The 16,596-nt window shown below is 68.6% G+C and carries 11 protein-coding genes and 1 pseudogene; 4 read left to right on the top strand and 8 right to left on the bottom strand.

What is annotated here, in order from left to right:
* Positions 1 to 40 precede the first annotated feature (40 nt).
* A complete protein-coding gene (locus EDD92_RS01470; protein WP_123962492.1) occupies positions 41 to 529 on the top strand; it encodes an iron chaperone in 489 nt (162 codons plus the stop codon).
* Between the two features lie 31 nt (positions 530 to 560).
* On the opposite strand, the gene EDD92_RS01465 is transcribed toward EDD92_RS01470, so the two are convergent.
* A complete protein-coding gene (locus EDD92_RS01465) occupies positions 561 to 764 on the bottom strand; it encodes a TerD family protein (RefSeq protein WP_399185358.1) in 204 nt (67 codons plus the stop codon).
* A gap of 300 nt (positions 765 to 1,064) precedes the next feature.
* Positions 1,065 to 3,050, bottom strand: coding sequence for a tetratricopeptide repeat protein (locus tag EDD92_RS01460; protein WP_185123892.1), 1,986 nt, complete (start codon positions 3,048 to 3,050; stop codon positions 1,065 to 1,067).
* A 343-nt stretch (positions 3,051 to 3,393) separates the two neighbouring features.
* Between EDD92_RS01460 and EDD92_RS52315 the strand changes: the two are divergent.
* Positions 3,394 to 3,502 (top strand): annotated as a pseudogene (locus EDD92_RS52315) (transposase); the annotation flags it as partial.
* Positions 3,503 to 4,215: 713 nt separating this feature from the next.
* Here EDD92_RS52315 and EDD92_RS01450 read toward each other — a convergent pair.
* The 6 genes from EDD92_RS01450 to EDD92_RS01425 all read right to left on the bottom strand — a co-directional run bounded on the left by EDD92_RS01450 (position 4,216) and on the right by EDD92_RS01425 (position 12,842).
* A complete protein-coding gene (locus EDD92_RS01450; protein ID WP_123962489.1) occupies positions 4,216 to 4,734 on the bottom strand; it encodes a cupin domain-containing protein in 519 nt (172 codons plus the stop codon).
* 555 nt (positions 4,735 to 5,289) lie between these two features.
* Positions 5,290 to 6,174 carry an aminoglycoside phosphotransferase family protein gene (locus EDD92_RS01445; protein ID WP_123962488.1) on the bottom strand — a complete coding sequence of 295 codons (885 nt, stop codon included), beginning with the start codon at positions 6,172 to 6,174 and terminating at the stop codon, positions 5,290 to 5,292.
* Positions 6,175 to 6,244: 70 nt separating this feature from the next.
* Positions 6,245 to 7,312 carry an IS630 family transposase gene (locus EDD92_RS01440; protein ID WP_123962487.1) on the bottom strand — a complete coding sequence of 356 codons (1,068 nt, stop codon included), beginning with the start codon at positions 7,310 to 7,312 and terminating at the stop codon, positions 6,245 to 6,247.
* Positions 7,313 to 7,481: 169 nt separating this feature from the next.
* Positions 7,482 to 8,723 carry an MFS transporter gene (locus tag EDD92_RS01435; protein ID WP_123962486.1) on the bottom strand — a complete coding sequence of 414 codons (1,242 nt, stop codon included), beginning with the start codon at positions 8,721 to 8,723 and terminating at the stop codon, positions 7,482 to 7,484.
* A 29-nt stretch (positions 8,724 to 8,752) separates the two neighbouring features.
* A complete protein-coding gene (locus EDD92_RS01430) occupies positions 8,753 to 9,547 on the bottom strand; it encodes an alpha/beta fold hydrolase (protein WP_123962485.1) in 795 nt (264 codons plus the stop codon).
* 175 nt (positions 9,548 to 9,722) lie between these two features.
* Positions 9,723 to 12,842: an AAA family ATPase gene (locus EDD92_RS01425; protein WP_260326271.1), complete on the bottom strand. Its 3,120-nt coding sequence runs from the start codon at positions 12,840 to 12,842 to the stop codon at positions 9,723 to 9,725.
* Positions 12,843 to 13,484: 642 nt separating this feature from the next.
* On the opposite strand from EDD92_RS01425, the gene EDD92_RS01420 reads away from it, so the two are divergent.
* Positions 13,485 to 14,207: an alpha/beta fold hydrolase gene (locus EDD92_RS01420; protein ID WP_123962483.1), complete on the top strand. Its 723-nt coding sequence runs from the start codon at positions 13,485 to 13,487 to the stop codon at positions 14,205 to 14,207.
* A 112-nt stretch (positions 14,208 to 14,319) separates the two neighbouring features.
* Positions 14,320 to 14,811, top strand: coding sequence for a DUF4188 domain-containing protein (locus EDD92_RS01415; protein WP_123962482.1), 492 nt, complete (start codon positions 14,320 to 14,322; stop codon positions 14,809 to 14,811).
* Positions 14,812 to 16,596: the final 1,785 nt, after the last annotated feature.

The following is a 16,596-nucleotide window of genomic DNA, read 5'->3' as shown; positions in this document are numbered from 1 at the left end:
CGCACCGCCCTGTCTCACCTTGTGCGAGAGGAAACCTGCTATGCCGTCCTCGAAGTCGTCCGCCGAGAACGCCGGCACGACCGCCGAGAAGTACGACGGCTTCACCGCCGAGGAGCGGGCCGCGATGAAGGAGCACGCACGCGAGCAGAAGAAGACGGCGGCGCGGCGTGGTTCGTCCCGGGCGGAGAAGGAGGCGGCAGCGGAGCAGGGCGTGCTCGCGAAGATCGCCGAGATGCCGGAAGCGGACCGGGTCCTCGCCGAGCGGATCCACGAGATCGTCAAGATCGCCGCTCCCGACCTCGCGCCCAAGCTCTGGTACGGGATGCCCGCGTACGCCAGGAACGGCAAGGTCGTCTGCCACTTCCAGAGCGCGCAGAAGTTCAAGTCGCGGTACGCCACGCTCGGCTTCAGCGACCAGGCGGCACTCGACAAGGGCGCGATGTGGCCGACCGCCTACGCCGCCCTGAAGGAGCTGACCACGGCCGACGAACAACTCATCAGCGCCCTCGTGAAGAAGGCAGTGGGCTGAGGCCGACCGGGGGCGGGACCGGCGGCGAAAGTCAGGGCAGGAGCCTGCCGTTGTACCTTCGCCAGATCCACCCCTGGTTGCCAGCCCATAAGGGGCGCGCCGCCATGGGGGCGGCGGGCTGGTCCGATTCCACATCCACGCCGTAGTCGGTGGCTAGACCCGACAGGCCGGAGGCATACCCCTGACCCACTGCGCGCACTTTCCACCCGCCGCCACGGCGGTAAACCCCGGCCACCACCACGACCGTCTCCCCGACATGAAGTCCAGCGGGGTGAACGTCGCCGCGCCGCCACTAGGTTGTGTGATTGTCAGGCGGGATGCGCGCGTGAACACCGCCCGGGGCTGCAGCGGGTCCGTACTCGCCACGACCACGACCTTGTCCAACGTCCCCGGGGTTAGGCATGCCAGGCTCAACTCCCAGCTCTGGAAGGCCACTTGGCGAAGTACCGGCGGCCCGCCACCCGTTACGACGTGGGCAAGACCGTGAAACGACCCGAGAGCATCACTGAACGAAAACCTGCTCAGACCATGAAAACTAGGGCTGAGCGGTCCGCTGGGGAGCCTCGTGAAGCCCGGCGATGTTGCGCTCTGCGAGAGCGGCGGCTTCAGGGCGGTCGAGAAATACCCACCAGTCCCGGGCTCGAGTGAAGGCCGCGAGAGCCTCACTGTGCAACCCGAGCTCTACCCAGGTCAGCCCCAGATCGCTCCAGACGCCGGCCCTGCCGTACCAGTCGCCGAATTCGGCGCACAGCCCCAGGCAGCGGGTGAGGGCGGTTACGGATTCCTCAAGGCGACCCAGTTTGCGAAGGGTGACGCCAAGACTACTCTGAACCGACGTCTCGGCGTCCTTCGCGCCCAGTTCCACAAACGTGACGAGGGCTTCTTGCAAGACGTCGTGTGACTCTTCCAGGCGACCCGCTCGGGCAAGGACGCGACCGAGATTCTGGCTCGCGACTGCTGCTTGATGCCGCATGCCCAACTCGGTGTAGATGCACATGCTTTGGGTGTAGGCGTCGATGGCGTTGCTGTGCCGCTGCAGTGCTTCCAGGGTGAGCCCGAGGTTATTCCAAGTCATGGCCTGTCCGTCGGGCTGGCCAAGCTGTGTGTAGAGGTCCAGTGCTCTTCGGTGGGCGAGCACTGCCTCGGTGAGTCGATTCAGGAAGTGGAGGGCGGTGCCGAGAGAGCCCTGGGCCATCGCTTCGCCTGTGGCGTGGCGGGCCCTGCGAGCTGCCTGGCATGCGGCCGCCGCTGCGATGCCCAAGTCGTCGAAGGCCCGCAGGTGCTTCAGGTAGCTGTCCAGGGTGAGGGCGAGCCACATAACGGCCTGGAGCTGCTCCTGGTCGTCGGTATCGGTCCACTGGGTGGCGGCCAGTAGCCCGGTGCGCTCGTCGTCGAGCCATTGCAGGGCATGTTCGCGGTCGTCGAAGAGTGCGAGGGGCGCCTCATCGGGGCGCCGCCCGACGTACGCCTTGGCCGACAACGACACTTGGGAGTAGTAGCCCAGCAGACGCTTCCGCCCCTCGGTCGCCTCGTCCCGCACTCCGGGATCGTCGGCGACGATCCGGGCGTAGAGCCGTACGAGGTCATGCATCTGCCAGCGCCGGTCACCCGAGACCGCCGTGAGGAGCGAGACAGCGGTCAGTTCGTCGAGGAGCGGTTCCAGTTGCTGCGGGACCAGCCCGGTGAGGTTGGCCGCCGGCCCGATCCCGATGCTGTCCCCCGGAGCCTGCCCCACCAGCCGGAAAACCCGTGCGAGTTCGGGCTCCAGCCGCTCATACGTCACGTCGAACACGGGCCGCAGGCTCAACTCCTTCCCGTACTGATCGACTCCCCGCGCCCGCAACGCCCGCACCCGATCACTCGCCGCCCGCAACTCACCCACCAGCGTGGACACCGGCCGGTGCCGGCGCCGTCGTAGCAACGCGGAGACGATCAGCAGAGCGAGCGGCAAGTGTCCACAGAGGTCGGCGAGTTGACGTACCGCGTCCGGTTCCTCCGCGACCCGGCGATCATCAGGGTCATACCGCCGAAGCGACCCGTCGACCAGATCCAGCGACGCGTCAGGCGCCAGCCCTGTCACGCTGAACTGCCGTACCGGAAGCGAGTCCTGGACCTCCCGCGAGGTCACGAGCACCCGATGCCCGCCCCCTTCGCCCGGCAGCAAGGGAGCGATCTGAGTCGGATCCGAGGCGTTGTCCAGAAGAATCAGCACAGGCTCGCGGGCACTCAACTCGGCCCGATAGTACGCGTATTGTTCCTCGGCCGTCGGCGGCAGGTCCGCATCCCCGACCCCCAGTGCCCGCAACAACGCAAGCACGGCCTGATCAGCCGTCACCGCGACCTCGTCGTACCCCCGCAGATCGACGAAGAGCGCACCTCCGGGAAACCACCCCCGCTCCCGCGCCGCATGCGCGACAGCCAGCGCGAGGGCCGTCTTGCCGACGCCGCCCAGCCCCGCGACGGCGGAGATGACGACCGACTCCGAACCCTCACCCACCCTGGGATCGAGGGCTCCCAGCAACTCGGCGACCTCGTCCTCGCGGCCCCTGAAGACGGCCGGCGCGGCAGGCAGCGCGGACAGTGCGGTGGGCGAGGGAGCGGCACGAGGGGACTCCACCTTGCCGGTGACGGGGCCGTGGAACGTACTGCCCCGAAAGTCGAAGTAATCGCCACCGCTCACGTGTCCACCCTCTGGTCCCCGTGCCCCACTGTCCAAGGTCCATAGTGCCCGCGATCGTCGGCACTGTCGGGAAACCAGCCCTGACCTCTGGTAGCCACCGTGACCGGGCTCTTCGGTTGAGCCAGCCGTGGTCCTGGCCGAGGGACGCCGGGCCCGACTCGACAAAACCATCGCCACGATGGCCACCAACTCACCGTCCTCCAGCGGCCAGTCGCGTTCGCAAGGACCGATCACCAAGACCGGCAACTCCCATGCCCGCAGGCTGTTGGTCGAAGCCGCCTGGCACCACCGCAAGCGCTACCGGGCCGGGGCCACGATCCGAGCCCGCTGGCAACGCGCACCGGCCGCAGCACGCGCCCGCGGTCACCTGGGCAACCAGCGGCTCAACCAGCGCTGGAAGACCTTCATCGCCCACCACAAACGGCCCGTCGTCGCGAACGTGGCCATCGCCCGCGAACTGGCCGGCTGGTGCTGGTCACTCTGCCCGACTGAGACCGGCCTCCAGACCGGCCGGCCAGCGACCTGGTGACGGCAGCGTGAGGAGCGACCCGCGACAGCACTATGAGCAGCGGCGGCAGCCGCCACGCTCGATCTCCAGACCCGCGGAAGCGCTCCCGCCGAACAGCCCGTCCTGCGGTAACCAACCCGGGTATATCAGCATGTACCACGCGTCGAGGCGGACACGCGCGTCACCAGGCACCGACCGGCCCCATGCACACCAACGGCGCCCGAGACCCGTATCCCGGATGCCGCTGAGCCGCGGGTGGCTGAGCCTGTTTGTGTGCACAGACTGACCGACCAGGTGGGGCAGAAGCTGCAGCAGATCGTGCGCCGCGGCAGTAGGCAACTGTGGGTCAGATAGTCGGCTTTGGTGAAGCCCGCGTTCCGCGTAATTCAGCGGCCTGGAGTGCCGAATCAGGGGTCTGACCTGGGCGGGCATGGGTGCGGCGGCCTGGAAGGCGTTTCTCTAGGGGGTGGTGTTCTGGCTGGTCAGCGGGTTGTGGGTTTACGCTCCCGGTGGCGGCGTCAGCCCGAACCGCGCGATGACGTCCGGCAGCCACTCCGGCTGGCCGAATTCGAGCCCGTACTTGGCCACGAGTGCCGGGATCGCGTCCGCGGACGGCGGCGGGCCGTCGGCGAGCATCTCGGCCATCTCGCGGAAGCAGTTCTCGAAACCGGCCGGGCTGATGATCTCGATCATGCGGGCAGGGACCGAGCCGGCGTTCCACATGGCGTGCAGCTCGCCGCGCGGCTTGGTGATGTAGCCGCCGGGGCCCAGCACGGCTTCGCGGTCGCCTGAGCGGAAGCCGATCTCGCCTTCGGTGACGATCGAGTACTCGTCCTCGCGGGTGTGCAGGTGCGGCGGCACCAGCGCGCCGACCGGGAACGGGTGCTCGACGACCGACAAGGCGCCGTTGGTATCGGCACCCCAGAGCTTGAAGACCACCCCGATGGAACCGAGGAAGCCCTCGGCGCCCTCGCCGGGGCGGACGACCGTGAGCGGAGGGACCAGTTCCTCGGTCATGACGATCACTCCTCTGATCGATTTCGAGAGACACTGGTGTCCTGCTAAAAGTGTCCACCCCGAACTTCCTGGGTCGCATCTTGGCGACCTCGACGATGTACGCCTCGTCGGCCTCGGTGATCCGCCACGGTCGGCCGCAGGACCACCGCGGCTCCAACGCGCCGGCCCCCGGTCGTTGAACGCGTGGATCACATCGCGGACGATGTCCGGATCGGCCGCGACCAGCGCGGCGATCGCCTCGCTAGTGTTGCCCGAGGACGACGCGAGGATCATCATCCCCCTACGGACCTTGATCGTGCCGTGCCGCCCCCGCCGGTCCTGCACCTGACCGGAAACCGAGATCGTCTCACCCCAACCCGGCCGACCATCGCGGTCAACGCACTAGTGTCCTGAGTCGTTAGTTCGCTTGCGGTTGTAGAGTGGGGCGGTGCCTGGTCCGAAGCCGTTGCCGCTGGAGTTGTCCGATCACGAACACCGGGTGCTGCGGGGCTGGTTGCGCAGGCAGAACGCCTCTCAGGTGGTGGTCCCGGCGGGTCCACGCGCCCCTATGACCCCTCAGCCTCGATCAGCGAGGATCTCTGAGAGCACGCGTCGCGCGTTACGGGCGTCAGCGCCGTCCTCGCCCAAGCTGTTGGCGCACGAGACGAGCGTCTTCCACAGCGCCCAGCCGCGTCCGCGCGCCCACGTCGCATCGTCGACACCGAGCCGCTTCCGGAACAAGCCGCGGCCGTCGGCCGAAAGCAAGGTCCACGCGATCGCGAGGTCGCAAGCGGGGTCCCCCACGCCACACGTACCGAAGTCAATGACGGCGGTGAGCTGTCCCTCCTCAAGGAGCAGGTTTCCCTGGGCAAGGTCGCCGTGGAACCAGACGTCGGCCCCGTCCCACTGCGCCTCGAGCGCCCGAGCCCACAACTCGCGTGCCAGCGCGACGTCGATGTGGCCGCGCAGCTCGTCCAGCGCACCGAGCGCCTGCGCCTCGTAGGTCCGCAGCGTTGCTCCACGAAACCAGTTGTGCTTGCCAGGCTGTGGCCCCTCCGAGGCATCGATGCTCTGCAACGCGGCGACGAAGTTGGCCAGCTCCTCGGCGAAGCGGATCGGATCGACAACGGACTCGAACGTCGCGGGCGTGCCGTCGATCCACCCGTAGACCGACCACGCGAACGGGTAGGTCGCACCAGGGCTCCCCTTCGCCAGCGGCACCGGGATCGGCAGCGGGAGAGCGGGTGCCAGCTCGGGTAGCCAACGGTGCTCCTTCTCCACGGCCAAGGCGTACTCCTCCGCGCTGGGCAGGCGGAGCAACATGTTGTCGCCCAAATGGAAGGTCCGGTTGTCCCAGCCGCCGTTCTCCACAGCCGTCACAGGTAGTGCGGCCCATTGTGGGAACTGCTCGGCCACGAGCCGCCCTGCCTGTTCGGCACTGATGGTGACCCGCTGGGGCATGGGTCCAAGATCTGGAACATCGTTCAACAGGTACACCCTTGTCTAGGATTTATTGTCCTGAGTTGTTAATTCATGTGCAGTACGCGGCAAGGGTGTCGAGGATGTCGTCGGCGGTCTTCGTCCAGACGAACGGCCTGGGGTTCTTGTTCCACTCGTTGATCCAGCCTCGGATGTCCCGTTCCAGTTCGACGACGCTGCGGTGGGCCGAGCGGCGGAGTTTGCGGCAGGTCAGCTCGGCGAACCAGCGTTCGACGAGGTTGAGCCAGGACGTCGAGGTGGGGGTGAAGTGCAGATGGAAGCGGGGGTGCCGGAGTAGCCACTTCTTGACCGGCTCGGTCTTGTGAGTGGCGTAGTTGTCCAGGACCAGGTGGAGTTCGAGGTGCTGGGGGACGGCGGCGTCGATGACCTTCAGGAAGCGGAGGAACTCCTGGTGGCGGTGGCGGCGGTAGTGCTGGGCGATGACCGAGCCGGAGGCGATGTCCAGGGCGGCGAACAGGCTGGTCGTGCCGTGCCGGACGTAGTCGTGCGTCATCCTTGCCGGTGTGGCCGGCGCCATCGGGAGCACGGGCTGGGTCCGGTCCAGGGCCTGTATCTGTGACTTCTCGTCCACCGCCAGGACCAGGGCGTTCTCCGGCGGCGACAGGTAAATGCCCACCACGTCGCGGACCTTGGTCACGAAGTGCGGGTCGGTCGACAGCTTCCACGTCTCCACGATGTGCGGCTTGAGGGCGAACGCCCGCCAGATCCGGGAGACAGCCGACTGCGACATACCCGCCGCCTCGGCCATCGAACGCGTCGACCAGTGCGAATCACCCGTCGGCGGCGTCTGGCCGAGCGTCCTGGCGATCAGGGCCTCGACCTGCTCGTCCGTGATCTTCCGTGGCGCCCCCGAACGTGGCCGGTCCACCAGGCTCTCCAGCCGGTCCGCCACGAACCGGGACCGCCACTTACGCACCGTCTCCCGTGAGACGCCCAGGTCATCCGCGACCCGCGCGTTCGACAGGCCCTCCGTGCACGCCAGCACGATCCTCGACCGCAGCACCAGCGCCTGAGAGGCGGTCTGCTTGCGCAACCAGCCCCGCAGCACCCGGTGTTCGTGATCGGACAACTCCAGCGGTAACGGCTTCGGACCAGGCACCGCCCCACTTTACAACCGCAAGCGAACTAACGACTCAGGTCACTAGGCCCGTCGGCGTGGTCTCTTTCGCTCCGGTATCCGGCTCCCAAAGCGAGCACCGCTGCCGCGGCGGAGGCCAGTGCGAGTACGGCGAACAGGCCGGGACGCACAGGGGTTGAGCCGAGCTCGTTCAGACACGAACGGGAACGGGCGTCGCCTTCACCCGGGCGACGGTGACGACGTACAGAAGCAGGCCCGCGGTGGTGAGAACGAAGCCCGCCCAGACGGTGGACAGGGTCCCCCAGCCGGCGTCGAGGACGATGGCGCCGCCGATCGCGCCGAGGGAGTTGGCGAGGTTGAGGGCGGCGAGGTTGAGGGTTCCCATCAGGGTCGGGGCGTCCGGTGCGATGGCGGTCAGCCGGACCTGGATGGTGGGAATCGCGAACATCATGGTGGCGCCGACGCCGAAGAGGCAGGGCAGCAGCACCACCAGGTTGCTGCCGGCCACGCCGATCAAGGTCAGCAGCGCCAGTACACCCCCGTAGCCCCAGATCAGGCCGCGGTTGCGGTACTGGTCGGCGACCCGTCCGCCGAGGTGGTTGCCGACCGCCATGCCGAGGCCGAAGACGGCGAGCGCGATCGGGATCAGCGAGGCGTCCCGCAGTGCCGCGTCGGTGATGAACGGGCCGATGAACGTGTAGACGGCGAAGATGCTGGAGATGCCGAGCGCCGCGACGGTGACCATGAGCCAGACCTCCCGCCGTCGCAGGGCGCCCAGTTCGCTCGTGATGGAGTTGCCGCGCAGGTCGTCGGTGCGCGGCAGCCAGGCGATCAGGGCGGCTGCGGCGAGCAGTCCGACGGCGACCACGGTCCAGTACATGACGCGCCAGCCGGCGTGCTGGCCGATGAAGGTACCCAGTGGGGACCCGGCGATGGTGGCGACGGTGAGCCCGCCCATCACGGTGGCGAACGCCTTGCCGCCCTTGCCCGGGCCGTATGTGTACGCGGCGACGACGGCCCCGGCACCGAAGAACGCCCCTTGCACGCTGCCGGTGACGAACCGGAAGGCGACGAGCAGTGCGATGTTCGGTGCCAGGGCGGAGAGGGCATTGCCGACCAGGAACAGTGCGATCAGGCCGACGAGCAGAGTGCGCCGGTTGGCCCTGGCCGCGAGCAGGGTGATCGCCGGGGAGCCCAGCATGACTCCGAAGGCGTAGGCGGTGATGGGGTAGGTCGCGACCGGAACAGACACGTCCAGGTCGGATGCGATCAGCTGGATGATGCCGTTGCTGCCGAACTCGCCGGTGCCGATCGCGAAGGTGCCCAGGGCCAATGCGAACAAGGTGAGCTTCGGATTGCGGATGGGCGTGGTCGCGAGCGTGTGCCGGTTCTCCTCGGCGACGCACTGGCTGTCGTACGCGTGCTGATGCATCGGCTCGTCCTTTCCACGGGTTCAGCCGGTCAGCCCGCGGCGCGCCTGACGACGTCGGCCGCCGCGGCGGGGTGCGAGATCATGGCCACGTGCGAGGCGCTGACCTCCCGGACGTGTGCGCCGGACCGTTTCGCCATGAACCGCTGTGCCGCGGCGGGCAGTACCTGGTCGTCGCGGGCCACGAGATACCAGGACGGAACGGTCCGCCAGGCCGGGGCTCCGGAGGGCTCTTGCAGGGTGCGGGCGTCGGCCGGTCGCTGGCCGGCCCACATCAGTTCGGTGGTCGCCCGCGGCACGTCGCCGGCGAAGACGTCCCGGAAGACCTCCTTCTTGATGTAGCCGTCGACCAGGCCGCCGCCGTAGGGACGGAAATCAAGTGCGGCCTCGTTGAGCCGGCTTCCCGGGTACCGGGTCTGCAGGCCAAGCAGCGTCTCACCCTCGTCCGGCATGAACGCCGCCACATACACCAGCGCCTTCACGTTCGCGTTGCCGGTCGCGGCGTTCGTGATGACGATCCCGCCGTAGGAGTGCGCCGCCAGCACCACCGGTCCGGCGATGGTGGCCAGGACGCTGGCCAGGTAGGCGGAGTCGGAGGCCACGCTGCGCAGCGGGTTGGCCGGAGCGAGGACCGGGTAGCCGTCGTGGATGAGCCGGTGGGCGACGCCGTTCCAGCCGGAGGCGTCGGCGAACGCGCCGTGCACGAGCACCACGGTGGGCTTGGGGCCGTGCGCCCCGGTGTGCGCCTGCGCGGCCGGTGTACTGAGCACACTGCCGGCCGCGATCGCGGCGGATCCGGTCAGCAACGTACGGCGAGTGGTCGTCATGAAGACACGCCCCTTGGATGGAATGCGCTGCGGAGTGATGGTGGGTGAGCCTAGGGACGGGCTCTTGACGTGCCCTGGACGGTGCCCGTGCGCGTGTCCACGCGCAGTTCAGTCCTCGTCAAGTGCGTGGACCCGGCGGGCCGCGAGGGCCGGCCGACGTCACTCGCGGGCAGTGTCAGCGGGATGTGCCGGCCCTGAGTGCAGCCAGCAGTTCCTCGGCGCGGCGGGCGAACAGGTGGGCCTCGCGCTCGACGGACAGGGCGCGCGCCCGTTCGGCAATGGCCCGGACGGTGGCGACCGGCTCGCCGCTGGCTCGCATCAGCCGCGCCCGTAGCAGGAGCAGCAGACCCTCGGCGTAGCGCTGGCCGTACGTGTCGATGGCCGAGTCCGCCCGGCCAAGGGCCACGGCAGCCTCGTCCAGCTTGCCGGCCGCCAGCCACATCTCGCCGAGCAGGCCGTACCAGGTGGCCAGGCCCGAGCGCGGTGGGTCGGCCAGCGCCGCGGAGATCAGTCGCTGAGCTTCCGCCGCGGCGCCGACCGGGTCTTCTCCGGTCACGGCGCGTGCCCAGCACAGGGCCAACCGCAGCTGATAGCTGCCGAAGTAGGCGAGGGAAGACTCGGGGTCCACCGCCATCCCCCGCTCCGCCACGTGCAGCACTCGCGCCGGGTCTCCGGCCACAGCCGCAGCCGTGCAGGCGAAGGCGGCGCAGACCGTGATCACGTAAGGGTCGTCGTCAGCGGTGGCCTCGATGGTGTCGAACAGCGCCCGCGCCGCGTCGACGTCACCGTGCAGTGCGGTGATCAGCGCGAGCATGACGGGCCCGAGCAGCCGCAGGTCGCGCCGCAGCGGATCCTCCCCGCCATCTGGCAGGTGGTCCAGAACGGTCGGGTCGGGTCGGCTCAGGTACCTGAACGCCTCGCCGATGTTGCCCACGCCCCACTGGTAAATGCCCCAGGCGTATTGGCCATACACGCGCACGACCGGGTCGGCGGACGCCCCGCCCTGCTCCAACAGTCGCCGCGCCAGCTGGCCGGCGCGGTCGAGCTGGATGCTATGGGCATAGGCGGCAAAGCGGGAGAAGAGGAAATCGGTGGCCTCTCGTTCCCGGCCGAGCCCTCGTGCCAGGTGCTCGGCCCGCTCCAGCAGTTCGAGCATCGAGCCGAGGTACCCCACGCCTGTCCCGCCCACTTCGGTGAAGAGCGACAGAGCGGACAGTTCCAGTTCCGCCATGCCCGCTCTCCGCGCGACCTGCGCGGCCGACTCCAACTGCCGCGCGGCAGCTTCGAGCGCTGACTTTCCCGCCGCGCAGCGGCCCGCACGCACGAGCGCGGTCGCGGTCCGGGCCGGATCCGCGAGCGGGCCGGCAGACCACAGGTGATGCGCCAGCCGCTCGGCCATCGGTTCGATGTCCGCGGACCTGTGCTCCAGGGCGTCGGCAATCAGCAGGTGCAGCCGGGCCGCGCGCGGCGGGGGTATGTCCTCGGCCACCGATTCACGGACCAGGTCGTGCGGAAAGCCGAACGAGTACGGGTCTCCGGGCAAAGGTTCGAGCAGACCGAGCCCCTGGTACGACTCGAGACGATCCAGGAACGTTGTGTGGTCCAGACCGGCGGTACGGGCCAGGAGCGCGAGGTCGACGGTACGGCCGATCAGCGCTGCGATCTGCAACAGGTTCCGGGCGTCGTCCCCCAGCGCGGTCATCCGGTCGCGGACGACGTCCCGGACGGTGGCGGGCACCGCGGTCCGGGCCGCGGTGGCCTCCGTGAGGACGGCGCCGTCGGAGTCGGCAAGGAACCGGGTCAGCTCACGGACGAAGAAGGGGTTGCCGGCGGTGCGGGTGTGGATGAGGCGGGTGGCCCCCGGGCCCGGGTCCTGGCCCGTCTCTTGGCGGACGAGTTCGGCCACCTCGGTCGGGGCGAGCGGGCCGAGCGGGATCCTGCGGTGCCGGGGGAGCCGACTCGCCGCGGCGAGCATCCGCCCCAGTTCCGAGCTCGGTGCGGGTGCCCGGTCGCGCAGCGCCCCGACCACGACGGTGCCGTCCGGCAGCCGGGCCATGAGGTGACTGAGCAGGTCCAGTGAGGCGGTGTCGGCCCACTGGAGGTCGTCGATGACGAGCATCACCGGTCGCCGCGCCGATGCCTGACGGACGAGCGCGACGGCCTGCTCGAAGAAGCGGAACCGGACCCCGCCGTCCGGAAGCACCGACGTCGTGGGGCCGGCCGCGTGCGGGGTCACGAGGCGACCGAGTTCGCCCGCCTGCCAATCCTCCCGCGCAGCAGCTGGTACGTCGTCCAGGAGCGTGCCGACGATCTGCACCCAGGGCCACATGGACGGTGTGCCGTCCCTCGGCAGACAGTGGCCCCAGACGACGAGCGCACCCTGCCGGCCGGCCTCGGCGCCGGCTTCCTCGATCAGGCGGGTCTTGCCCACGCCGGGTTCTCCCTCGACGACCACAAGCCCCGTTGAGCCGGCGAGTGCCGATTCCACCGCGTGCCGCACCACGGCCAGTTCCTCGGCCCGGCCGACCAGGCCGTCGGCGTTCGGATCCGGGGCAGCGCGGGGCGCCGGCCGCTCGGGGGCCGCGTACTCGGCCGGTGCCCGTTCCAGCACTCGCAGGTGGGCCGCCGCCAGGGCCGGGCCGGGATCGATGCCCAGTTCCTCGGCGAGCCGGGCGCGGACGGTCCGGAACACCGACAGTGCTTCGGCGGGCCGGCCGGCGGCGTCCAGGGCAGCGATGAGACTGGCCTGCACCGTCTCGTGCAATGGCGCCATGCGGGCGGCCATGTGCAGGCACGGGAGCACCCGTTCGGGCCGGCCGAGCGTGGTCGCCAGGTCGGCCGCCGCCATGCAGGCGTGGCGGAACTCGTCGTCCAGCCCCGCGAAGATCGCCATCCCGGTCGAACCGTAGGCGACTCCGTCCCCGGCCGAGCCGTGCCAGAGCCCCACGGCCTCCAGATACCCGTCGAGCGCCGCTTCGAGCCGCTGCTCCTCGACGTCGCTCCGGGCCGCGTCGACGAGTTCTCGGAACCTGACGACGTCCAACGTCTCGGAATCGGCCACGAACAGGTAGGCGGCACCCCGGCGCTGCAGGTACGAGCCGGGTTCACGCGCGGGCAGCGCCGGCTCCAGCAGGCGCCGCAACGCACCGACGTACTTCTGGAGAATGTTGACCGCCGAGGCCGGGACGTCCTCGGCCCAGATGAGGTCCACCAACTCGCTCATACTGATCGGCTCGCCCGCACGGGCGAGGAGAACGGCGAGCAGATACGCCTGCTGTGGAGGCCCGGCGTCCATTTCCACGCCGTCTCGCCATACCCGTAGCGGACCGAGAACCTGTAGCCGCAGAGCCGCACCGGAGGAATCCATTCCATTTTCCATTCCGTGTCCCGGGCTGCTCTCGCCGCCATCCGCAGTCCATGGTGACTCAGATCCCGTGGCGGGGAAAGCGGATACTGGTAATTGCTGACGGGAAATGCCACAGAAACAATCAGAGACGACCAGGGTGGCAGGGGAATCGCGGGCAGATTTTCATCAGGGGGCCTCTGCAATGCGTTCAAGTCCGGCAGTACCCGGTGAGGGCCGAGATGGGCCGGACCCGCTTGACGGCGACTGAATGATCCGTGAAGGCCGTCGGGAACCGCGTCCCGGTCTCATTCAATTCGCGTCCAGTGCGACGTCGTAGCTTTGGGCCGAGCCCAAGGGAGTTGAGCCGTCGCATACGTCGCTGCCCTGATCCGCCAAGCCCACCCCGGCCGCCGCGATCGCGCACCCCGTTCGTCGAGCGGCTCGTGCGGACGCTGTCCGGCGCTCGATGTCGGGTCGGCGGTCGCGCCCTGTAGCCGCGGTTCGAAGAAGTGGTCGTCAGCCGGACGGCGCGAGTGAAGCTGCCAACCGCTCCGGCCCGTGTCGGCCCTCGTCCGAAGGAGAGGTAGGTCCATGGTGAGCGGAAACCCGACGATCGTACTCGTGCACGGAGCCTTCGCCGACAGCAGCGGTTTCAACGCCGTCGTCAAGCGGCTGGTCGCCGACGGCTATCCCGTGGTCGCCGCGCCGAATCCACTTCGGGGGCTCGCCATCGACGCGGCCAACGTCAAGGCACTGCTGGACAGCATCGAGGGACCGATCGTCCTGGTCGGGCACTCCTACGGCGGTGCGGTCATCTCCACCGCCGCCGAGGGAAACGAGAATGTGAAGGCCCTGGTCTACCTGGCGGCGTTCGTGCCGGATACGGGCGAGAGCGCGCAGGCGCTGGTCGAGAGGTTCCCCGGCAGCACCGTGGGCGAGTCCCTGAAGCCGGTGCCGCTGCCCGACGGGCAGGTGGACCTCTACATCGACTCCAAGGTCTTTCATCCCCACTTCGCGGCCGACGTGTCCGAGGAGGAAGCCGTCCTCTACTCGATCACGCAACGCCCGGCCACCGGTTCGGCCCTCGGGGAGCCCGCCACGGGTCCGCAGGCTTGGCGGACGATCCCGAGCTACAACCTGATCAGCGGCGCCGACAGGATCATCCCGCCGGCGGCGCAGGAGTTCATGGCCGAGCGCTCCGGCGCCAAGACCCAGGTGGTCGAGGGCGCTTCCCACATGGTGTTCGTCTCTCGACCGGGCGCGACGGTGGCTCTCATCGAGACAGCTGCGCAGGAGCACGCGCCCCCGCAGTGACAGCGCCGCGCCCCGGAGAGCCAGGCGGCCACTTCCCTCTGAAGCCACTGAAGGCAGAGCACCATAAGTCACACCCGGCCCTCCCGGGCCGCCAAACAACTTACGGAGAATCATGCCCGAGAAAGTAGTACAGGGTCGCAACACCGCCGCCGCCGAAGGCGATGTCGTCGTCTTCCACATCGGGCTACGCATCAACCGACTCCTGGCATTCTCCAGCTGGTTGCCGGCCTTCATGTCGATGCCACGAATGCTGCGCGAGCTGTCACAGGAGAAGAGCAGCGGGCTCCTCGGCTACAAGGTGCTCTACGGCGGCCTCCGGGAGTTCTACGTCGTCCAGTACTGGACCGACAAGGAACGGCTCCTCACCTACGCCCACCAGCAGGACAAGGAACACCGGCCCGCATGGACGGCGTTCAACCGACGAGCACGTACCGGGAAGGGGCACGTGGGCATCTGGCACGAGACGTTCATTGTCCCGGCAGGCTCCTACGAATCGGTGTACGACGACATGCCCGCGTACGGACTCGCTGCCGCAACGGGTGTCGTGCCGGTCGGCCGACGCGGCGACACGGCGGCCCAGCGGCTGAGCGCGGCGAAGGAGTAGGCAAATGGGCTCGGAGGATCCGAGCACCGCTCACGCTGAACCGCCTTGGCCCGCCCAGCGAAAACAGTCGGCGCCGGGATGAACCGTGGATGCTCGGCGCTTGCGGTTCTCCCATTTAGCTGCCAGAGGGTCGGCCCATGCGGCGTCTTTCTTGCGGCTGATGCCAACTGCGCCGCACGAACAGCACGCCTTGGCGTGTCAGGCCGCCGCGTAGCTCGCGCGAACTGGCCTTGGGCGCGCTCCGCATCCCGTGGGGGCGCGTAGCTGCTGTTCCAGGTCACACGTCCCGTGGTGGCCCAGCCCCATCACGTCCCGGGTGAACCCGAAAACGAGGTCGACCCGCCTTGGGTCCGCCTTCAGACAGACCACGAGCTTGGTCCTCTGCGGCGGGCAGACGCCGGCGAAGTACCACAGATGCTGACACGCCAAGTAGTGCTTGCGCTGGACACGCAAGGTCGGCCAGCGCCGCGCACCGCCGGCGCCCGGCCACGGACGGAGGCCACCGCCTCAAAGGCCAGCAGGTCGCTGCCGAAAAGGCGGTAGCGGATCGAGTCGATGCTGCGGATACAGATCAGCCTCGGTCCGCTCCACACCACCCGGGCCGCGGCTGGCGCCCCGAGCCGGTCGCGAGCCAGGCGCTCGAACTCCGCGCAGCGTTCCATCAGCCACGACAGATAGAACAGGCCCTGGTTGACGACACCCGAGTCGACACCCCGCTTGACGAGTATGACTGGCGATCCGTTCTCGTCGAGACCGAGCGAGTCGATGTTCCCACCCTGGAACGGCCCGCCCCCATGCCGTACACGCTCGCCAGGCAACGGACCCCGAGCAGCGTCCATGTCGGTCTCGACCAGGCCCTGCACATCCGCCTCGGCCTCAGCAAGACGCTACGAGACCTCGGCCACACCGTTACCTGTCGTGTGGGACAGCTTCAGGCCCGACACCTTCACAGTTCCACCCTGCCGACGCTCCGACCGGTCCACGGGCCGAGCGCCTCCAGCAGCCTGATCGGCCCTGCCTGGTGACCAAGCTCCGTCTATCCCAGCCCATGCCAAGAGCCCCCGGAAAACCGAGGGCTCGGGGCTGATGTCAACCCTGGTGGCTGACACCAGTTGTTGACATCAACGGGGGCCGACAGCGCCGGACAGGACCAGACAAGACAAGACGTCAAATCGGGCCATGCCTGGACGATTGCCAGGTCAGACCGGTCGTAGCGAAACCGTTGCCGTTCCATCGGAAAGCCCCCACAGCGAGCGCATAATGTGTGATGCCGTTCCGCCACTCAGATGGTCCGACGGGTGCGCGGGTGCCCGCCTGCCGGGCGGGGAACGCGAATTCGGTCCAGAATCGGGTTATCGGACTTCGGTTGTGCCTGCTTGCGTGCGCCGGCAGCGTACTTGCGGGCGCGGCACACGGTGGAGTCCACACTCGCCATGGACCAGTCGATGCAGCCCCTCCGTGTCCCACGTGCTGAAAAGGCTCACGGTCGCACTTCCGTTTTGGATGCCCCTCCCTCTCTGCGATCACGCCCCGGCACGCCAAGAAGCCCCTGTTCAACGAACAGGGACTCCCTTTGTCGCCACACACTGATTCCGGTGATCAGCGACAAGGCGCTGCCAGTCCAGCTCGTCACGCGTGAGGAGCCGCGACTTGGTCGATGGGATCCTCAGGTCCCGATCACAGCGGGAGCACGACGCACTGTAGTCCGGTGTTGACGTCTACGTCGTTGACGTTCGCCTGCGCCCCGACACACGCGACCTCGTCTGCGCTCGCCGCGGAAGCACT

Source organism: Streptomyces sp. TLI_185 (assembly GCF_003814765.1).
Taxonomy (GTDB): Bacteria; Actinomycetota; Actinomycetes; order Streptomycetales; family Streptomycetaceae; genus Streptomyces.
Note: the sequence above shows the minus strand (reverse complement) of the source record. Positions and strands in the feature narration are given on the sequence as shown.